This window comes from Streptomyces sp. AM6-12 (assembly GCF_044327085.1).
Classification (GTDB): Bacteria; Actinomycetota; Actinomycetes; order Streptomycetales; family Streptomycetaceae; genus Streptomyces.
This window is the reverse complement of the sequence record NZ_JBIQWN010000001.1, coordinates 1,485,541-1,503,437: the sequence shown is the minus strand read 5'-3', so window position 1 is coordinate 1,503,437 and position 17,897 is coordinate 1,485,541. Positions and strand designations below refer to the sequence as shown.

General features: G+C 72.5%; 19 protein-coding genes. 9 read left to right on the top strand and 10 right to left on the bottom strand.

The annotated features are described in order from the left end of the window. Window positions 1-150 precede the first annotated feature (150 nt). Together ACE4Q9_RS06765 and ACE4Q9_RS06760 are read right to left on the bottom strand one after the other, a co-directional pair. Window positions 151-1,044 (bottom strand): 2-hydroxy-3-oxopropionate reductase, encoded by an 894-nt coding sequence (locus ACE4Q9_RS06765; protein WP_397983305.1) that lies wholly within the window; start codon window positions 1,042-1,044, stop codon window positions 151-153. 43 nt (window positions 1,045-1,087) lie between these two features. Next, window positions 1,088-1,945, bottom strand: coding sequence for a TIM barrel protein (locus ACE4Q9_RS06760; protein WP_397983304.1), 858 nt, complete (start codon window positions 1,943-1,945; stop codon window positions 1,088-1,090). 160 nt (window positions 1,946-2,105) lie between these two features. Here ACE4Q9_RS06760 and ACE4Q9_RS06755 point away from each other — a divergent pair, with 160 nt between their 5' ends. The 7 genes from ACE4Q9_RS06755 to ACE4Q9_RS06725 all read left to right on the top strand — a co-directional run bounded on the left by ACE4Q9_RS06755 (window position 2,106) and on the right by ACE4Q9_RS06725 (window position 7,917). Beyond that, window positions 2,106-2,378, top strand: a complete 273-nt coding sequence (locus ACE4Q9_RS06755) for a hypothetical protein (protein WP_397983303.1) — start codon at window positions 2,106-2,108, stop codon at window positions 2,376-2,378. Beyond that, entirely contained in the window at window positions 2,375-2,737 is a 363-nt protein-coding gene (locus tag ACE4Q9_RS06750) for a helix-turn-helix domain-containing protein (protein ID WP_397983302.1), read from the top strand. Before ACE4Q9_RS06755 ends, ACE4Q9_RS06750 begins: the two co-directional genes overlap by 4 nt. A gap of 137 nt (window positions 2,738-2,874) precedes the next feature. Beyond that, window positions 2,875-3,387 carry a 2-oxo-4-hydroxy-4-carboxy-5-ureidoimidazoline decarboxylase gene (gene uraD / locus ACE4Q9_RS06745; protein ID WP_397983301.1) on the top strand — a complete coding sequence of 171 codons (513 nt, stop codon included), beginning with the start codon at window positions 2,875-2,877 and terminating at the stop codon, window positions 3,385-3,387. A 3-nt stretch (window positions 3,388-3,390) separates the two neighbouring features. Continuing rightward, window positions 3,391-3,798, top strand: coding sequence for a hydroxyisourate hydrolase (gene uraH, locus ACE4Q9_RS06740; RefSeq protein ID WP_397983300.1), 408 nt, complete (start codon window positions 3,391-3,393; stop codon window positions 3,796-3,798). A gap of 4 nt (window positions 3,799-3,802) precedes the next feature. Next, window positions 3,803-4,750 (top strand): factor-independent urate hydroxylase, encoded by a 948-nt coding sequence (pucL, locus tag ACE4Q9_RS06735; protein ID WP_397983299.1) that lies wholly within the window; start codon window positions 3,803-3,805, stop codon window positions 4,748-4,750. Between the two features lie 143 nt (window positions 4,751-4,893). Next, the gene (locus ACE4Q9_RS06730; protein WP_397983298.1) at window positions 4,894-6,273 is read left to right on the top strand and encodes an 8-oxoguanine deaminase; all 1,380 of its coding nucleotides are present in this window, start codon (window positions 4,894-4,896) and stop codon (window positions 6,271-6,273) included. A 318-nt stretch (window positions 6,274-6,591) separates the two neighbouring features. Further along, entirely contained in the window at window positions 6,592-7,917 is a 1,326-nt protein-coding gene (locus ACE4Q9_RS06725; RefSeq protein ID WP_397987142.1) for a nucleobase:cation symporter-2 family protein, read from the top strand. Between the two features lie 61 nt (window positions 7,918-7,978). Here the strand turns inward: ACE4Q9_RS06725 and ACE4Q9_RS06720 are convergent, their stop codons facing one another. The 3 genes from ACE4Q9_RS06720 to ACE4Q9_RS06710 all read right to left on the bottom strand — a co-directional run bounded on the left by ACE4Q9_RS06720 (window position 7,979) and on the right by ACE4Q9_RS06710 (window position 9,839). Then, window positions 7,979-8,401, bottom strand: a complete 423-nt coding sequence (locus tag ACE4Q9_RS06720; RefSeq protein ID WP_397983297.1) for an acyl-CoA thioesterase — start codon at window positions 8,399-8,401, stop codon at window positions 7,979-7,981. 80 nt (window positions 8,402-8,481) lie between these two features. Further along, the gene (locus ACE4Q9_RS06715) at window positions 8,482-9,138 is read right to left on the bottom strand and encodes a hypothetical protein (RefSeq protein ID WP_397983296.1); all 657 of its coding nucleotides are present in this window, start codon (window positions 9,136-9,138) and stop codon (window positions 8,482-8,484) included. A 104-nt stretch (window positions 9,139-9,242) separates the two neighbouring features. Next, complete coding sequence (locus tag ACE4Q9_RS06710; RefSeq protein ID WP_397983295.1) at window positions 9,243-9,839, bottom strand: histidine phosphatase family protein; 597 nt, start codon at window positions 9,837-9,839, stop codon at window positions 9,243-9,245. 434 nt (window positions 9,840-10,273) lie between these two features. Between ACE4Q9_RS06710 and ACE4Q9_RS06705 the strand changes: the two genes are divergently transcribed. Then, window positions 10,274-11,503 carry an acetyl-CoA carboxylase biotin carboxylase subunit family protein gene (locus ACE4Q9_RS06705; protein ID WP_397983294.1) on the top strand — a complete coding sequence of 410 codons (1,230 nt, stop codon included), beginning with the start codon at window positions 10,274-10,276 and terminating at the stop codon, window positions 11,501-11,503. Between the two features lie 26 nt (window positions 11,504-11,529). On the opposite strand, the gene ACE4Q9_RS06700 is transcribed toward ACE4Q9_RS06705, so the two are convergent. Further along, window positions 11,530-12,738, bottom strand: a complete 1,209-nt coding sequence (locus ACE4Q9_RS06700) for a pyridoxal phosphate-dependent aminotransferase (RefSeq protein WP_397983293.1) — start codon at window positions 12,736-12,738, stop codon at window positions 11,530-11,532. A gap of 81 nt (window positions 12,739-12,819) precedes the next feature. Here ACE4Q9_RS06700 and ACE4Q9_RS06695 point away from each other — a divergent pair, with 81 nt between their 5' ends. Continuing rightward, window positions 12,820-13,464, top strand: coding sequence for a winged helix-turn-helix transcriptional regulator (locus ACE4Q9_RS06695; protein ID WP_397983292.1), 645 nt, complete (start codon window positions 12,820-12,822; stop codon window positions 13,462-13,464). Between the two features lie 27 nt (window positions 13,465-13,491). On the opposite strand, the gene ACE4Q9_RS06690 is transcribed toward ACE4Q9_RS06695, so the two are convergent. From ACE4Q9_RS06690 to ACE4Q9_RS06675, 4 genes are all read right to left on the bottom strand, one after another. Next, window positions 13,492-14,022: a hypothetical protein gene (locus ACE4Q9_RS06690; protein ID WP_397983291.1), complete on the bottom strand. Its 531-nt coding sequence runs from the start codon at window positions 14,020-14,022 to the stop codon at window positions 13,492-13,494. Between the two features lie 119 nt (window positions 14,023-14,141). After that, entirely contained in the window at window positions 14,142-14,945 is an 804-nt protein-coding gene (locus ACE4Q9_RS06685; RefSeq protein ID WP_397983290.1) for a hypothetical protein, read from the bottom strand. Further along, on the bottom strand, window positions 14,945-16,207 hold the full coding sequence (locus ACE4Q9_RS06680; RefSeq protein ID WP_397983289.1) for a VWA domain-containing protein: 1,263 nt from the start codon (window positions 16,205-16,207) through the stop codon (window positions 14,945-14,947). Before ACE4Q9_RS06680 ends, ACE4Q9_RS06685 begins: the two co-directional genes overlap by 1 nt. Window positions 16,208-16,216: 9 nt before the next feature. Beyond that, the gene (locus ACE4Q9_RS06675) at window positions 16,217-17,773 is read right to left on the bottom strand and encodes an IucA/IucC family protein (RefSeq protein WP_397983288.1); all 1,557 of its coding nucleotides are present in this window, start codon (window positions 17,771-17,773) and stop codon (window positions 16,217-16,219) included. Window positions 17,774-17,897 lie beyond the last annotated feature (124 nt).

Genomic DNA, 17,897 nt, shown 5'->3' with positions numbered 1-17,897 from the left:
GGAGCCTAGGAGTGGGGTGAACAGGGCGTCAACAGTTTGTTGAATTTGGTTCCGGGCCGCGGCACCGCATTGGGCGCGACGGGACAGGTGTCAACGGCACCGCGACCCGGAAGTCTCAGGGGTGGCCGGGAGGCCGGTCCTGGGGCGGCGTCAGACCTGCGCGCCGGACAGCCGTTCCACCGACCGAAGCAGCGCCGAGTGGTCCAGCCCGCCGTCGCCCTGTGCGCGCAGGGACGCCACCAGCTGGGCGACCACGGCGCCGACCGGCAGGGCCGCGCCGACACTGCGGGCGGCGTCGGTCACGATGCCCATGTCCTTGTGGTGCAGATCGATCCGGAAGCCCGGCGCGAAGTCGCGGTTCAGGAAGTTGTCCTTCTTGCGCGTCAGCACCGTCGAGCCCGCGAGGCCGCCGTTCAGCACGTCGAGCGCGGCGGCGAGGTCGACGCCCGACTTCTCCAGGAAGACCACGGCCTCGGCGCACGCCTGGATGTTCACGGCGACGATCAGCTGGTTGGCCGCCTTCACCGTCTGCCCCGAGCCGTGCGGCCCGCAGAGCACGATGGTCTTGCCGAGGGCTTCGAAGATGGGCTTCGCCTCGTCGAAGTCGGCCTGCTCACCGCCGACCATGATGGACAGCACCGCCTCCACGGCCCCGGCCTCGCCGCCGGACACCGGGGCGTCCAGCACCCGGATGCCCTTCTCCTTCGCGGCGGCCGCCAGCTCGATCGAGGTGCCCGGCGTGATCGAGGACATGTCGATCAGCAGGGTGCCGGGCCGGGCGTGCTCCAGGATGCCGTCCGGGCCGTAGGCGATGGCCTCCACCTGCGGGGACGCGGGGACCATGGTGATGACCACGTCGGCCTCGCGCACGGCCTCGGCGATCGAGGGGGCCGCGGTGCCGCCGGCGGCGGCCAGCCGGTCCAGCTTCGCCTGTTCCAGGGTGTAGCCGGTGACGTCGTAACCCGCCTTGATCAGGTTCTCGGACATGGGGGAGCCCATGATGCCGAGGCCGATCCAGGCGATCTTCGGGAGCGTTGTGCTCATGTTCGGGGTGCCTCTCTCAACAGCCGTGCGATGTCAGGGGCGTTCAGCGCGCCGGGCGCGCCTCGCGCGGGAGCCAGTCGAAGGCCTCGGCGCTCGGGCGGTCGCCCGGCTTGTACTCCAGGCCCACCCAGCCCTCGTAACCGGCCTTCCGCAGCCGGTCCAGCAGCTCCGCCAGCGGGAGCGAGCCCGTGCCGGGGGCGCCGCGGCCCGGACTGTCGGCGATCTGGACATGGCCGGTCTTCGCGGCGTACCGGTCGATCACCGCGGGCAGGTCCTCGCCGTTCATGGCCAGGTGGTACAGGTCCATCAGGAACGAGGCGTTCCCGAGGCCCGTCGCCGCGTTGACCCGGTCGACGACCTCCACCGCGGCCGGCGCCGACACCAGCGGGTAGCGCGGCGACTCGGGCGCGTTCAGCGCCTCGATCAGCAGCGTCGCGCCGATCCGGTCGGCGGCGCGGGCCGCGAGGACCAGGTTCTCCAGGGCGAGCGCGTCCTGCTCGGCCGGGTCCACCCCGTCGACCCGGTTGCCGTAGAGCGCGTTGAGCGCGGTGCAGCCGAGGGACGCGGCGAAGTCCGCGGTCACATCGATGTTGGCGCGGAACCGCTCGGACTCCTCGCCGGGGACGGACAGCGCGCCGCGGTCCGGGCCCGGCAGCTGTCCGGCGTAGAAGTTCAGTCCGGTCAGTCGTACGCCCGCGTCCTCGATCGCCCGTTTCAGGGCGTCCAGCTCGGATCGCGGGGGAGTGGGGGAGTCGACCCAGGGCCACCACAGCTCGACCGCGGTGAAGCCGGCCGCGGCGGCTGCCGCGGGGCGCTCCAGGAGCGGGAGTTCCGTGAAGAGGATCGACAGGTTGACGTTGAAGCGCTGGTCTGCGGCTGTGCCCCAGTCGAAACCTGGCATGTCGGGCCGCGCTCCCTTCCGTGGTAGTTATTCCGCATTACGGAAGTTCGTTTCTGCGTATTGGAAGATTGCCGTCGTGTGTCGCCGCTTGTCAAGGGGGTCCGCCCACGGTTCCCGGCTGGGGCACCCCACGGCGCGTACCGCGCGTTAGGTTGTGCGCGTGCGATTGAGAGTGGAGTTCACGACCGAACCCTTCGACCTGGAAGAAGCCCCCGCGCACGCCCTGGCGGCGCGGGAGGTCATCGAGACCGCGGCCCTGGACGCCGTGGACGTCGGCCCGTTCGGCAACACCGCCGAGGGCGGCGCCGAGCAGGTGCTCACCGCGGTGGACGCGCTGCTGCGCCGGAGCCTCGCGGCGGGCGCCACCCGGATCTCGCTCCAGGTCAACGTGCTGGGCGACGGCGGTGGCGAGATCGGGGAGGGTGATAGATGACCGGGGAGGAGCCCTTCGTCGCGGCCGTGAAACCGCTGGTCGACGCCATGGGCGGGGTGATGGTGCCGGCCGACGAGGCCGGCCCGGAGGACGTCGTGCTCGCCTGGGAGGGCGCCGACGTGGTCGCCGTACGCCTGCCCCAGCTCGCCGACTCCCTCGATCACATCCTCGCCGCCATGGAGCGCCGCGAGGGCCGGCCCCTGTCCGACCTGGACCGCAAGGCCAAACAGGAGGTCGTGCGGATACTGGAGGCACGGGGCGCCTTCGCCGTGCGGCACGGGGTGGAGACCGTGGCGAGCGCGCTGGGCGTCAGCCGCTTCACGGTCTACAACTACCTCAACCGGGAGAAGGGCAGCTGAGGCGTCCGGAAAGTGTCGGCGCTCGTAACGGCTCGTAACGCAGATTTTTCAACAAAGTGTTGACGCGGCGTTTCCGGGGGCGTTAGCTATCGGCAGCCCGTTCAGCACGAAGGCCGAATCCGGCCACGGAGGCTCCCGTGACGTCGACTTCCACGCCCCCGGGTCTGGCCCGGTTCAACGATCTGGAGGAGCGGGCGGCCGCCGCCGCCCTCCACGAGGCGTGCGCCTCCACGACGTGGGTACGACGGCTGACCGCCGCACGCCCCTACGCCACCGCCGACGAGCTCTACGCCGCCAGCGACGCCGCCCTGGCCGAGCTGACCGCCGCCGACCTGGCGGAGGCGATGGCCGGGCACCCGCCGATCGGGCGGCCCCGGCCGGGCGACCCGGCCTCGGCCCGCGAGCAGCGCGGCATGGCCGGCGCGTCCGAGGAGCTCAAGGCCCAGATGCTCGAACTCAACCTGGCCTACCAGGAGAGGTTCGGGCACGTCTTCCTCATCTGCGCCACCGGTCTGACCGGCGAGCGGATGCGGGACGCGGTCAAGGAGCGGATCGGCAACGCGCCGGAGCGGGAGCGGGAGATCGTCCGCGCCGAGCTGGGGAAGATCAACCGCATCCGACTGGCCCGACTCGTCGAAGAGGACGCCTGACCCATGAGCACCAGCACCACCGCCTCCGTGTCCACGCACATCCTGGACACCTCGATCGGCCGCCCCGCCGAGGGCGTCGCCGTCCACCTCTCCGCCCGCTCGGACGGGGACGCGGACTGGCGATCGCTCGGCGGCTCCGCGACCGATGCCGACGGCCGGTGCAAGGATCTGCCGGCCCCACCGGCGGGTACCACCCAGGTGCGGCTCGACTTCGCCGTGGAGCCGTACTTCCGAGAGCAATCTGCGAACCAGCAAGCCGATGCGCAGCAGGACGCCCCCGCGAATCGGGACAGCGGACCGGCCGTGTTCTTCCCGGAAGTGGCGATCACCTTCGCCGTCGTACCGGGCGAGCACTACCACGTACCGCTGCTGCTCAACCCGTTCGGCTACTCCGTTTACCGAGGGAGCTAGCTACATGACCGTCAATTCCCGCCCTGCCCGCCCTGTGATCCTGGGCCAGAACCAGTACGGCAAGGCAGAGAACCGAGTCGTCAAGATCACGCGGGACGGCGCCACCCATCACATCAAGGACCTCAATGTCTCCGTGGCGCTGAGCGGCGACATGGAGGACGTCCACTACTCCGGTTCCAACGCCCATGTGCTGCCGACCGACACCACCAAGAACACGGTGTTCGCGTTCGCCAAGGAGCACGGCATCGAGTCCGCCGAGCAGTTCGGCATCCACCTCGCCCGCCACTTCGTCACCTCGCAGGAGCCGATCCACCGCGCCCGGATCCGGATCGAGGAGTACGCCTGGGAGCGGATCGCCACCTCCGACGCCAGCTCCAGGTTCATCGGCGCCGACGAGGTCAAGCACTCCTTCGTCCGCAAGGGCCAGGAGACCCGGCTGACCCAGATCACCTACGACGGCTCGTCCTGGGAGGTCGTCTCCGGCCTCAAGGACCTGACCGTCATGAACTCGACCAACTCCGAGTTCTGGGGCTACGTCAAGGACAAGTACACGACCCTCCAGGAGACCCACGACCGCATCCTGGCGACCTCCGTCGCCGCCCGCTGGCGGTTCAACTGGACCGACGACGAGCAGAAGATGCCGCACTGGGAGAAGTCGTACGAGCAGGTCAAGAAGCACATGCTCCAGGCCTTCGCGGAGACCTACTCGCTCTCCCTCCAGCAGACCATGTACCAGATGGGCGCGCGCATCATCAACAACCGGAGCGAGATCGACGAGGTCCGCTTCTCACTGCCCAACAAGCACCACTTCCTGGTCGACCTGGAGCCGTTCGGGCTCAAGAACGACAACGAGGTCTACTACGCCGCCGACCGGCCCTACGGCCTGATCGAGGCGACCGTCCTGCGGGACGGCTGCGAGCCGCGCATCCCGGCGGACCTCACCAACCTCTGATTTCCCCCGCACTCTGATCGACCTCCTTTTCGGCACCCGCGGCCGGGGTACCACCCCACCGGAGCCCGGCCGCGGCACTCAAATCTCCCCAGGGTCCTGCCGTGCCCTCCCCACAGAAGTCCGCTGAGCGAAAAGGACGAAACATGGCAGCAGCCCAGCGCATCGTCATCGAGAACTGTTCGATCGCGACCGTCGACGCCGACGACACCGAGTACGCCTCCGGGTACCTGGTCCTCGCCGGCAACCGCATCGAGGCGCTCGGCGCGGGGTCGGCCCCCGAGAACCTGGAGAACGTGGTCCGCCGGATCGACGCGAGGGGACATCTCGCGACCCCCGGCCTGATCAACACCCACCACCACTTCTACCAGTGGATCACCCGCGGTCTGGCCACCGACCACAACCTGTTCGACTGGCTGGTCGCGCTCTATCCGATCTGGGCGCGCATCGACGAGCCCATGGCCTACACGGCGGCCCAGGGCTCGCTCGCCATGATGGCCCGCGGCGGCGTCACCACCGCCATGGACCACCACTACGTCTACCCGCGCGGCACCGGTGACCTGTCTGGCGCGATCATCCGCGCCGCCCGCGAGACGGGCGTCCGCTTCACCCTCGCCCGCGGCTCCATGGACCGCGGCGAGTCGGACGGCGGACTGCCCCCGGACTTCGCCGTGGAGAGCCTGGACGGTGCGCTCGCCGCGACCGAGGCCACCGTCAAGGAGCACCACGACCCCTCCTTCGACGCCATGACCCAGGTCGCCGTGGCCCCCTGCTCCCCCTTCTCCGTCTCCACCGAACTCCTGCGCAGCGCCGCCGAGTTGGCCCGCCGACTGGGGGTACGGCTGCACACGCACGGCTCGGAGACCGTGGAGGAGGAGAAGTTCTGCCACGAGCTGTTCGGCATGGGTCCCACCGACTACTTCGAGTCCACGGGCTGGCTGGGCGAGGACGTGTGGATGGCGCACTGCGTCCACATGAACGACTCCGACATCGCGGCCTTCGCCCGCACCAGGACCGGTGTGGCCCACTGCCCCTCGTCCAACGCCCGGCTCGCCGCGGGCATCGCACGGGTCCCCGACATGCTCGCCGCCGGCGTCCCGGTCGGCCTCGGCGTCGACGGCACCGCCTCCAACGAGTCCGGCGAACTCCACACCGAGCTGCGCAACGCCCTGCTCATCAACCGGCTCGGCGCCCACAAGGAGGCGGCGCTGAACGCCCGCCAGGCGCTGCGGCTCGGCACCCACGGGGGCGCCCGCGTGCTCGGCCGGGCCGCCGAGACCGGCTCGCTGGAGGCGGGCAAGCTGGCCGACGTGGTGCTGTGGAAGCTGGACACACTGGCCCACGCCTCCATCGCCGACCCGGTGACCGCGCTGGTCTTCGGCGCGGCCGCCCCGGTCACCGCGTCGTTCGTGAACGGTCGTCAGATCGTCGCGGACGGCCGCCTGCTGACCGTCGACGAGGACGCCGTCGCCCGCGCCACCCGCGACGAGGCCCGGCGCCTCGCGCAGCTCGCCGCCCAGGGCTGAGCCCCCCGACTCCGGCCGGGAGGGACGGCTCCCGGCCGGCAGCCGTGGACCCGAGCGGGGCCCACGGCGGCCGGCTCCGGGGCGCGCGCGAGCGTGCGCGCCCCGGAACGGTTCCCGATACACGACCCCCAGGGGTCCCGTTCACGACCCCCCACGGGTCCCCCGGTCCCGCACGACCGTCGCGCCCCACCTCCCTGAAACCCACGTCCACAGCCGACGTGTCTTAACCGACCGGAGGAGCCCGCCGTGTCCGCCCAACCCGCCGAAGCAGCGCCAGTCCCCGTCCACCCGGTGGACGAGAAACTCCCCGCCCTGAAGATGGCGACCAGCGGCCTCCAGCATGTGGCCGCCATGTACGCGGGGGTCGTCGCCCCGCCCCTGATCGTCGGCGCGGCCGCCGGTCTGTCCGGTACCGGCCTCACCTTTCTCACCGGCGCCTGCCTGTTCACGGCGGGGCTCGCCACGTTCCTCCAGACCCTCGGATTCTGGAAGATCGGCGCCCGGCTGCCCTTCGTCAACGGCGTCACCTTCGCCGGTGTCGCCCCCATGACGGCGATCATCGCCTCCGCCAAGGACAAGTCCGACGCGCTGCCGATGATCTTCGGCGCGGTCATGGTCGCCGGATTCCTCGGCTTCCTCGCCGCGCCGGTGTTCTGCAAGGCCGTCCGCTTCTTCCCGCCGGTCGTCACCGGTTCGGTCATCACCCTGATCGGCGTCTCCCTGCTCCCGGTCGCCTTCGGCTGGGCCCAGGGCCCCGACCCGGCGGCCCACGACTACGGCTCCACCACCAACCTCACCCTGGCCGGCATCACCCTGCTGATCGTCCTGCTGCTGCGCCGCTTCACCCGCGGGTTCCTCAAGCAGATCGCCGTACTGCTCGGCCTGATCGTCGGCACGCTGATCGCGATACCGTTCGGGGCCACCGACTTCTCCCCGGTCGCGGCGGCCGATCTGGTCGGCTTCCCGACGCCGTTCCACTTCGGCGCCCCGCAGTTCCACATCGCCGCGATCCTGTCGATGTGCGTGGTGATGGTGGTCTCCATGACGGAGTCCACCGCCGACATGCTGGCCCTCGGGGAGATCGTGGAGCGTCCCTCCGACGAGCGGACCATCGCGGCCGGCCTGCGCGCCGACACCCTGGGCTCCGCCCTCAGCCCCCTCTTCAACGGCTTCATGTGCAGCGCCTTCGCCCAGAACATCGGCCTGGTCGCCATGACCCGCATCCGCAGCCGCTTCGTCGTGGCCTTCGGCGGCGGCTTCCTCGTCCTGATGGGCCTGTGCCCGGCGGCCGCGTCCCTGATCGCCGTCGTCCCCCGCCCCGTCCTCGGCGGCGCGGGCGTCGTCCTGTTCGGCTCGGTCGCCGCGAGCGGCATCCAGACCCTGGTACGCGCCGGTCTGGACAAGGACAACAACGTCCTGATCGTCGCGGTCTCCCTGGCCGTCGGCATCGTGCCGATCACCGCGCCGGACTTCTACCACGCCTTCCCGGCCACCGCCCGGATCGTCCTGGACTCGGGAATCTCCACGGGCTGCGTCACGGCGGTCCTGCTCAACCTGGTCTTCAACCACCTCGGCCGGAGCCGCGACGCACAGGACGTCACACATCCGATGGAGGCGGGGGAGGAGTTGGCGTCGGCGCACTGACGCCTCCGGTACGGGGTGCGGCGGTCGCCGCGCCCCATACCGGGCGTGGTGGTCCGGTGGGTCACAGCCCGAACAGCGCCGGATCGCTCGCGAGTTCCCTGAAGATTCCGGCGGGGTCGGCGACCAGCTTGCGTGCCTTCAGGTCCAAGAGGCCGCCGACGCCCGTGACTTCGGCGGCCAGGGTGCCGTCGGTCTTGCGCAGCTCCTGGTGGACCTTGAAGGTCTTGCCGGCGGTCCACTCGAAGGCGCAGGTGACGTCCAGTTCGTCGCCGGCGAGGAGTTCGCGAAGGTAGCGGATGGTCGTCTCCAGGACCACGGGGCCGACGCCGGTCCGCACCAGGGCGGTCTGGCCGATGCCGGCGGCCTGGAGCAGCGACCAGCGGGCATGCTCGGCGTAGTTCAGATATACGGCCTGGTTCAGGTGGCCCTGGACATCGGTCTCGTACCCGCGGACGGTGACACGGACGGAAAACGGTTCGCTCACGGCTGTTCCCTCTTGCTCCGGTACGGCGGCGCTGTCTGACCGCCGATCCTTCCACGCACGGTGCGGAGGCCGCCCGCGGGTCAGGTACGGCGCGGGGACGCCAGCAGATAGCGGGTCCGGGTCCGCGGCGCGGTGTACTCGCCCGGCTGCCACCCGGCCCGCTCCAGCGTGTCCGCGCAGGCCGACAGGGCCGCCGCGTCCGGCGCGTACACGGCGACCGCCTCCGGCTGGGGGGTCGGGCGCACCCGGTAGCCGGGGGCGGACGCCGTCTCCGGGCGGTGTCCGGCCGCCTCCAGGGTGAGGGCGGCGGCCCGCACCAGATGGCCGCGCTCCCAGTCGCACGGACGGTCCACCGAGCCGTCCGGGTTGGTCATCCGGCGCAGCTCCAGCAGGCCCTGCCAGGCGCCGCGCACCTCGCGCAGGCGTACGGCGTCCGAGGCGGGGGCAGCCTCCTCCGGTCCGCCGACCCGGGCGGCGAACACCCCGGTCCCGAGGCCGGCCGCCGGTCGCGGCGGGGGCTCGGCCGGCGCCTGCCGGATACGTGGCTCCGGCGCTGCCTCCCGTACCCGCTGCCCCGCCGGGGTCAGGAAGTGGTCGTGCGGCGGGCGCGGGTGGCGGAAGGCGAGGCCCCGCCGCACCAGCGCCGTCAACTGCGCCTCCGCGCCGCGCAGTCGGCCGGTGACCGGGTCGGCGGCGTCGATCACCCGCCGCTGGGCGGCGGTCGGCTCTCGGCTCACGATGCGCTCCCTCCGGGTGTCGCCGGGGCGGGCCGCGGGTTCGGCGGCTCGGAGGGAAGCGTAGGACGAGGGTCTGACAAGGGGCGCGGTACGGGCCGTACCGCTCAGCTCGGCCGGATGTTCCAGCCCGCGATCACCGGCCGGCCACGCTCCGTACCGAGGCGGCACAGCGTGCCGGTGGCCAGTTGGAAGAGGGCGCCGTGGCGGGCGGACAGGCCCAGGTGGCGCGCGGTCAGGACGCGCAGGAAGTGGCCGTGGGCGACGAGCAGCACCACGCCCTCGGTGTCGCACAGGGCCGCGTCGACCTTGGACAGCACCCGGTCGGCGCGCTCGCCGACCTGTTCCGGGCTCTCGCCGGGATGGCCGGGCGGGCCCGGTGCGACGCCGTCGGTGAACAGGAACCAGCCGGGGCGGGTGCGCTGGATCTCCGCCGTGGTGACGCCCTCGTAGCCGCCGTAGTCCCATTCGTGCAGGTCGGCGTCGACGCGCGCGTCGGGGACGCCGATCAGCTCGGCGGTCTCGCGGGCGCGCCGCAGGGGGCTGACGAAGGCGGCGCCGATGCGGTGCGAGCGGATCAGGGGCACCAGCCGGCGCGCCTCCTGCCGGCCGTGTTCGGTCAGGGGCACGTCGGTCCAGCCGGTGTGCCGTCCGGACCGCGACCACTCGGTCTCACCGTGCCGGACGAGAAAGAGGTCACCCATCCCCGCGCCTTCCTGCTCGTCTGGCAGCACCGTGTCACGGGGGCCCGGCCGCCGCAGGACGGACTGCGCCAGATGGTCCCCTTCGACGGGGAGCGCGTTTCGCCGGGTGCCGCCGGAACCGCTTGCCCCGGCCGGACCCGCGGTGATTGACTCCCCGGAGATGACAGCCGAAGCCCGTGCGTCTTGACGGGCCCGCAGGCTCAGGGGGGAATCATCGACGGCGACCGCATGACCGCGGGCCACCTCGGGGGCGGTTCTCGGTACGGCTCCGGCCGGAGGACTTTCACGGCGCTCCGTTCCCCGGCCCCGGCGGGCCCGCCGCACCCTGTTACGGCGACGGGCGGCACACGCCCGCGGCACCCCGACGCCGGACCGCCCATGACCGCCGCCCGCACCCCGACCGCCCGCGACGGCGCCGACCCGACAGGCCGATCATGACCTCTTCCCCCGCTCCCCGCCCGGTGGACGCCGCCGCCCCGCGCCCCCTGGCGGTGCTCCTGCACTCCCGGCAGCCGCTCACCACCGACCCGGCGGCCACCTTCGACCCGGCGCGCTGGGAGACCGTCGTCCTCACCGACGCCGACGGCGAGGACGTGCTGCGCGAGGACGCGCCGGGCACGGCACCGGCCGTGCACCGGGCGCCGCGCGACACCTGGGCCACGGAGATCCGGCGCCTCGCCGGGGACCGGGCGGTGCAGATCGTCACCAACGACGAGTACTGCCTCATCTCCTGCGCCGAGCTGCGCGCCGAGTTCGGCCTGCCCGCGCGGCACCCGGCCCGCCCCGCGCACTACATCGACAAGGTGCTGATGAAGGAGCGCCTCGCCGCGGCCGGCGTGCGCGTGCCGCGCTTCCTCGCCCTCACCGACGGGGTACCGGACCCGGAGCCCGGCACCGCGCTCGTCACCGGCACCATCGGACTGCCGGCCGTCGCCAAGCCCCGCCGGGAGGCCAACTCGCGCGGCGTCGCGATCCTCCGCACGGAGCCCGAGCTGCGCGACTGGCTCGCCGGGCGCCGGGGCGAACAGGGCTGGCAGGTCGAGGAGTTCCTCGACGGCACCTTCCACCACGTCAACACCCTGGTCCGTGACGGTGTGCCCAACCCGGTCCAGACCGGCACGTACCTCGGCCCCCTGCTCGACCTGCCCGAGGGCCGCAGACTGGGTGGCTGGACCATCCCGTTCGGCAGCGAACTGTCCCGTCGCGCGCATGAGTTGAACCGCGCGGTGGTCGCCGCCCTCGGTGCCGAGGGCGCCTTCGTGGTGCACACCGAGTTCGCCGTCGACGGCGAGGGCGAGCTGGTCGTCGTGGAGGTCGCCGGGCGCGCCCCCGGCGCGCTGGTCTCCGAACTCGCCCGCCTGCACGCGGGGTTGAACCTGGAGGAGGCCAATCTCGCCCTCCAGGCCGATCTGCCCGTCCCCGCCCCGAGCCCCACGGGCACGCAGGCCGCCTGGGTATGGATCCCCGTTATGCCGGGCGAGCGCTACCGGCACACCCCCGAGACGACGAGCAAACGGCTCGTGCACGTCCGCCGGGCCGCCCGGCAGACCCACACCGGCACCACGGGCGCGCTCGGCGTCTCCGTGCTGCTGTGGCACACCGACCCGGACGTGCTGGCCGCCGATGTGCGCACGGCGGCCACCGGTCAGTGGTGCGGCGTGTGACCGCGCCTGCCGTAGCGCGCGGCCCCCTACTGCCGGTACCCCCCGAGGAACCGCCCGATCCTGCCGATCGCCGCCTCCAGGTCGTCGGCCTGGGGGAGGGTGAGGATGCGGAAGTGGTCGGGTGAGGGCCAGTTGAAGCCGGTGCCCTGGACGACCTGGATCTTCTCGCGCAGCAGCAGGTCCAGGACGAACTTCTCGTCGTCGTGGATGCGGTGCACCTTGGGGTCGAGGCGCGGGAAGGCGTACAGGGCGCCCCTGGGCTTGACGCAGGAGACGCCGGGGATCTCATTGAGCTTCTCCCAGGCCACCGTGCGCTGCTCGTACAACCGCCCGCCGGCCACCGTGAGTTCACGGATCGACTGGCGCCCGCCGAGCGCGGCCTGGATGGCGTACTGCGCGGGCGCGTTGGCGCACAGCCGCATGGAGGCGAGCATGGTCAGCCCCTCCAGGTAGTCCTTCGCGTGCTGCCGGGGGCCGGTGACGACCAGCCAGCCGGAGCGGAAGCCCGCCACGCGGTACGTCTTGGACAGCCCGCAGAAGGTGAGGACGACCAGGTCGGGGGCGAGGGCGGCGGCCGAGTGGTGCACGGCGTCGTCGTACAGGATCTGGTCGTAGATCTCGTCCGCGAACACCATCAAACCGTGCCGGCGGGCGAGGTCCAGGATGCCCTCCACGACCTCCTTCGGATACACCGCGCCCGTGGGGTTGTTGGGGTTGATGATGACCACGGCCTTGGTGCGGTCCGTGATCTTCGCGGCCATGTCGGCGAGGTCCGGGTTCCAGTCGGCCCCCTCGTCGCACAGGTAGTGCACGGCCTTGCCGCCGGCCAGCGTGGTCACCGCCGTCCACAGCGGGAAGTCCGGCGCGGGGATGAGGATCTCGTCGCCGTCCTCGACGAGCGCCTGTACGGCCATGGAGACCAGCTCGGAGACGCCGTTGCCCAAGTACACGTCGTCCACGTCGACTTCGAGGCCCAGGTGCTGGTAGCGCTGGGCGACGGCGCGGCGGGCGGAGAGCACACCGCGGGAGTCCGTGTAGCCGTGGGCCCGCGGCAGCATCCGGATCATGTCCTGGAGGATCTCCTCCGGTGCCTCGAAGCCGAAGGCCGCGGGGTTGCCGGTGTTCAGGCGCAGCACGCTGTGGCCCGCCTCCTCCAGCGCGTCGGCGTGCTCGATCACCGGGCCGCGGATCTCGTAACAGACCTCGCTGAGCTTGTTCGACTGCCGGAACTCCATGCGTCCCTCCCGGAACTCGTGTTGCTTGGTTTTACCAAGCGGGAGCTTGGAAAGTCCAACAAGGTGTCTAGACTGCGTCGCATGCCACCTCGCCGAAGCTACGACCAGTACTGCTCCGCGGCCCGCGCGCTCGACCTCGTGGGCGACCGCTGGACCCTGCTGATCGTCCGGGAACTGCTCGCCGGCCCGCGTCGCTACACCGATCTGCACGCGGATCTGCCCGGCGTGAGCACCGACGTCCTCGCCTCCCGGCTGCGGGACATGGAACGCGACGGCCTGGCCGGCAAGCGCCGACTGCCGCCGCCCGGTGCGGCCACGGTCTACGAACTCACCGCACGGGGACGTGTGTTGCTGCCGGTCCTCCAGGCGTTCGGCGCCTGGGGCGAGACCGAACTCGGCGAACGCCGCCCGACGGACGCGGTCCGCGCCCACTGGTTCGCGCTGCCGGTGCTGCGCGCCCTGGAGGGACTCGGCGTGCGGGGGCTGATCGAAGTCAGCCTGGAGGAGGGCGAGTTCCATGTCCGGGCGGGCCTGGGGCCGGCGGACGCGGTGCCGGTGTACGGCGACGGCCCCGCGCCCACCCCCGCGGACGCGCGCCTCATCCTGACGACCCCGGTCTCCGAGGCCGTCGCCCGCGGCGCCCTTCCCCTCCCGGCGGCCCTGCGCGCGGGCGATGTCACGGTGGAGGGCGAGGGGCCGGTGGCGAAGGCGCTGCGGGAGGAGTGAGCGAACTCCCGGCCGGCGCCGGTGGGTTCACGAGGATGCCGGCAGGCTCCATTCGGCCGAGTGGCCGGGCGGCAGCCCGAGGTCGCGCCGGACGGCCGCGTAGTACGCCTCGCGGGCGGCGCGCTGCCGTGTCATCAGGGTCGCCCAGATCTCGGGTTCGGGGGTGCCGTCGCGCAGGAACCGCTCCATGTCCATCACCGCGACGACCCACTCGCGGGCCTTGTCCACCACGCCGGTGCTGCCGAGCATGAGCAGCGCCTCCCCGGCGGGGTCGCGGGCATCGGTCGCCTCCGCCAGCTGGGAGGCGGCCTCCTCGGGGGACAGCGGGTGCGGGTGCGGGTCGATGCCCAGGTGCGCCGCGATCCGGTAGGCCAGGGTGACGGACTGCTTGAGCGCCCTCGCGTACTCGGCGTAGATCGCCAGCCGCCGCTCCTCCCAGCGGGCCGACCGCTCGCGGTGGAAGCGGATGCGGTCGCCGCGGGCGATGGCCAGGTACGAGCCGATGGCCCCGATGACGACCCCGACCAGCGCCGGAAGCTGTTGTATGAACGCGGACATGCCGCCAAGTTATCGGCTGCGGCGGGCGGCCGGGGCGAGGGCAGGAAAAAGGCCCGCCACGCGGGCGGGCCCTTCCCCACAGCCGGACGCCGAGACTCCGCTGTGGCGCTACGGCGAGGTCAGACGGTCGGTGGACGCCCGTGGCCCCGCGTCAGCGCGTACCCGCCGATGCCGGCCAGCGCCGCGAGCACCGCGCCGATGCCCGTCCACACCCAGCGGTCGGACCACCAGCCGGAGGACCAGCCGTCACGGGAGCCGAAGCTGGAGAGCACGGCGGTCCTGGAATCGTCGCCCTGCGCCTCGGACTTGACCGCGATGCCGGGGACGAGCGGCTTGCCCAGGGAGCCGTCGACGGCCGAGGAGCCGCCGATGTCCTTGGAGTCCACCTGGACCTGCGCGTTCACCGGCTGGCCGAGATCCGCCGCGCCGAGGTCCACGACCGTCAGCCGGACGTAGTACGTACCGGGCAGCGGGTCGTTGGACCACGGCTCCGCCCAGCCGCGCACGGTACGCAGCACACAGGCCAACTCGACCGATCCCGCACCCTGTCCGGCGGTGCGGGAGGAGGCGCCGTACTGGCAGGACTGGTGGCGGCGCAGCCCGTCGAACACGTCGAGCTGCCAGGTCTCGGCACCGTGCGTCTGCGGCAGCTTCACGGTCGCCCTGACCGTCGGCCGCTGCCCGGTGTCCGCGGGGAACGACCAGTACAGGTAGTCACCGGTGGACCCGGAGGCCGTGGCCCGCTGCCCCTGCTGGAGCTCGGTCGCGGTGCGGAAGGACGTGCCCGCCTGCGTGGGCGCCGAGTTCCCGGAGCCGTCGGAGGCGCTGGGGGAGGGCGAGGAGTCGGCGGCGGCCGGGCCCGCGGCCAGCCCGAGCGCCAGCAGCGTCGTGCCCAGGGCGCTCAATATGCGTGCAGCCCGCATCAGTTCGTCCTCCAGATCGCGATCCGCCAGCGCGACAGCCAGCCCCACACCACACCCGCGACGAAGCCGACGAGCACCAGCGTGCCCAGCAGCCACCAGCCGCGCCCGAGCCCGAACGAGGCCACGTCGTGCGCCTGGTGGGGACCGTTCACCACGTCCACGGTCAGCTCCAGCGGCAGACCCGGCGTGGTCTTCACGCCCGCGGGCGCCGAGAAGGAGTGCGCGACCTCCAGGCACACCGTCTCCGCCGGCGCGTTGTCGTCGTCGCTCGACGGCTTCGGGTAGCGCAGGCCGGTGGAGATCATGTCGGTTCGCCCGGTACCGGCCGCCTCACCGCGCACGATCTCCCGCCCCTTGAGGGTCACCGCCCGCAACAGCACCCCGTAGGAGGGGTTCACGGCCCGGTCGTCCGCGACGCTCACCGAGGCGCGCAGCTCCTGGCCGGGCTGGACGTCGACCTTGTACCAGCGCTGCTGCCCGAAGGCCGCGCGGTCGGTGTACAGGCCGGACTTCAGGGTCGGCGCGCTCGCGCACTGCCCGGCGCCGGTGGTGGCCACGGGCGTCACCACCGGATCGGCCGCCCGGTGCACCAACTGGCCCACCCGGTCGGTCAGTTCCTCCTTGTGCTGCACGGAGGTGTACGTGCCGCCGGTGGCGTCCGCGATGCAGCTGAGCTGGTCGCGGGTCTTGGAGTCGGGCACCAGGCCGAGCGTGTCGATGGTCAGGCCGATGCCCTTGGCGGCTATCTCGCGGGCCACCTCGCACGGGTCCAGCGGCTGACAGGTGTCCTCGCCGTCGCTGATCAGCACGATCCGGCGGGTACCGGAACCGCCCTTGAGGTCGTCCGCCGCCTTCAGCAGCGCGGGTCCGATCGGCGTCCAGCCGGTGGGCTGGAGCGTGGCCACCGCGGTCTTCGCGTCGGTCCGGTCCAGCGGGCCGACCGGGTACAGCCGCGCGGTGTCCTTGCAGCCTTCCTTGCGGTCGTTTCCGGGGTAGTTGGCGCCGAGGGTGCGGATGCCGAGTTCCACGTCCTGCGGGGTGGCGTCGAGCACGTCGTCGAACGCCTGCTTCGCCGCCGCCATCCGGGTGCCGCCGTCGATGTCACGGGTCCGCATGGATCCGCTGACATCCAGCACCAGTTCGACCTTCGGGGCGGCCTGCTCCGTCTCGTCGGCGGACGCCGCGGCCGGGAACGCGAGCCCGGCCGTCAGGGCGGCGAGCAGAGCGCACACTCCTACCGCCAGCCGTTGTCTTCTGATCATCGACGGATCCTATTGATCAACCGTGCCGGGCTCCAAAACGAGCGGGTGGGGCAGGGTCGTCCACTGGTCGCCCGGTGTCCCCGGCGACAGCCGCATCAGCATCAACGCCTTCGCGGGCACCGGACCTTTGCACAGCGCCGCGAGATCGGGCGTGCCCGGCAGTTCCGGTACGACCGCCGCCAGCGCCGCCCCGAGCGCCGGACCGGAGCCCGCCACCGAGGCCAGCGCGCCCGCCACCAGGGAGCCGAACAGCTTGCGGCGCAGGGCGGTTTCGTCGTCGGTGACCAGCCGTCCGGCCAGCGGCGGTGGCGCGATGCCGTGCCGGGCGAGGCGGGCCGGACTGATCCGGATGTCGGCCAGATCCCGGTAGACCAACCGCCGCGGTGTCCCGTCGGCGTCCAGCACCACCAGGAGGTTCTGCCCGTGCGCCTCCAGGGCCACCCCCAGATCGAGCAGCCGCAGCCCCACGGTGAGCGCGAGCCGGGTGAACGCGGCCAGCCACTCGGGGTTGTGGGGCAGCCGCGTGGTGGCGAGCACGGCCACCGGCAGGACCCGCTCGCCCGGCCCCGCGTACCCCTCGGGGGACTCCCGCAGCAGCGCGGCCAGGTCGGGACCCCCGGCGGCGACCGCCCCCAGGGTGCGGGTGACATGCAGCAACCCGCCGGTGTACCCGGCCAGTTCGGCCGCGAAGTCGGACAGCACCGCCGCCGCCTCGACCGAGTACGGCGAGATGTCCCGCACCGAGGAGGTCAGCCGGGCGCTCAGCGCCGTCTTCACATGGGGCCCGCCGGGCACGGCCAGCGTCCGTAGGGACATCAGCGGATGGGCCGCGCACCAGTCGTCGTACGACCGCTTGAGCACATGCGCCGCCTGCCACGGGTGCACCGGCACCAACAGCCGCCCCCCGTCCCGCAGTTCCTTGGGCCAGGCGCCGGTCACCAGGCACTCGGCGGCCGGCACCGGCAGCGTGCCGAGCCGTACCACGGGCCGGTGCTCCGGGGCGTACGCGAGCTGCTCCGCGACCGACAGACCGGGCCGGGAACGGCAGTTGGGATGGAAGGGGTGCCCGTCGACCACCCGCTGCTCCCACTCCCAGTCACGCTCCGGACCTCCGGCCGCGCGGCCCCCCACCGGCAAGTCCGCCGGGTGACCGGCGACGGCGCGGGACAGCGCCAGCGAGGCCACGCTGTGCCCCAGCTCCGCCGCGAAGCCCTCGGCCCCCGGCCCCGCCACGCCACCGGCCGCCAGCCGAGCCATCAGCCGGGCCGGATCCTCGTACCGCTCCCGGTCCAGCCGCACGGCGCCGGCGTAGGCGTGCGTGGCGTACGGGTCCGCGTGCGGCCCGTACAGCGTCCGGCCGCCGGGCAGCCGCAGCGCCAGGCCGCCCGCGCCGCGCGTCCGGCCGGTGATCCAGGGCAGCGGCTCGTGCGCGAGGCCCCGCCACAGCCGGGTCAGCACGGCCGCGCGGGCGCCGGGCAGCTCGGCCTGGTACCGGGGCAGCAGTCCGGGGCGTACGGCCCTCAGCTCCGCGGCGACCTCGGCCTCGGCGGTGGGGGAGTGGGACACGGACGGCTCCTCGGTCGCGGCCGGTACGGGGCACGATGGCCGGGTACGGAAGACGGCACCATGGTCGCAGGACGGCACCATGGCCGGATACGAAGCCATACTGATCGCTTCCGGGCCCCTGCGA

Excerpts from the sequence above, each read along its gene's own strand:
- ACE4Q9_RS06700 (WP_397983293.1), bottom strand. The coding sequence starts at position 12,738 with ATGGAGTTCCGGCAGTCGAACAAGCTCAGCGAGGTCTGTTACGAGATC.
- ACE4Q9_RS06690 (WP_397983291.1), bottom strand. The coding sequence starts at position 14,022 with ATGTCCGCGTTCATACAACAGCTTCCGGCGCTGGTCGGGGTCGTCATC.
- uraH (WP_397983300.1), top strand. The coding sequence starts at position 3,391 with ATGAGCACCAGCACCACCGCCTCCGTGTCCACGCACATCCTGGACACC.
- ACE4Q9_RS06695 (WP_397983292.1), top strand. The coding sequence starts at position 12,820 with ATGCCACCTCGCCGAAGCTACGACCAGTACTGCTCCGCGGCCCGCGCG.
- ACE4Q9_RS06680 (WP_397983289.1), bottom strand. The coding sequence starts at position 16,207 with ATGATCAGAAGACAACGGCTGGCGGTAGGAGTGTGCGCTCTGCTCGCC.
- ACE4Q9_RS06765 (WP_397983305.1), bottom strand. The coding sequence starts at position 1,044 with ATGAGCACAACGCTCCCGAAGATCGCCTGGATCGGCCTCGGCATCATG.
- ACE4Q9_RS06705 (WP_397983294.1), top strand. The coding sequence starts at position 10,274 with ATGACCTCTTCCCCCGCTCCCCGCCCGGTGGACGCCGCCGCCCCGCGC.
- ACE4Q9_RS06750 (WP_397983302.1), top strand. The coding sequence starts at position 2,375 with ATGACCGGGGAGGAGCCCTTCGTCGCGGCCGTGAAACCGCTGGTCGAC.
- ACE4Q9_RS06725 (WP_397987142.1), top strand. The coding sequence starts at position 6,592 with ATGGCGACCAGCGGCCTCCAGCATGTGGCCGCCATGTACGCGGGGGTC.
- ACE4Q9_RS06730 (WP_397983298.1), top strand. The coding sequence starts at position 4,894 with ATGGCAGCAGCCCAGCGCATCGTCATCGAGAACTGTTCGATCGCGACC.
- ACE4Q9_RS06760 (WP_397983304.1), bottom strand. The coding sequence starts at position 1,945 with ATGCCAGGTTTCGACTGGGGCACAGCCGCAGACCAGCGCTTCAACGTC.
- pucL (WP_397983299.1), top strand. The coding sequence starts at position 3,803 with ATGACCGTCAATTCCCGCCCTGCCCGCCCTGTGATCCTGGGCCAGAAC.
- ACE4Q9_RS06710 (WP_397983295.1), bottom strand. The coding sequence starts at position 9,839 with ATGGGTGACCTCTTTCTCGTCCGGCACGGTGAGACCGAGTGGTCGCGG.
- ACE4Q9_RS06685 (WP_397983290.1), bottom strand. The coding sequence starts at position 14,945 with ATGCGGGCTGCACGCATATTGAGCGCCCTGGGCACGACGCTGCTGGCG.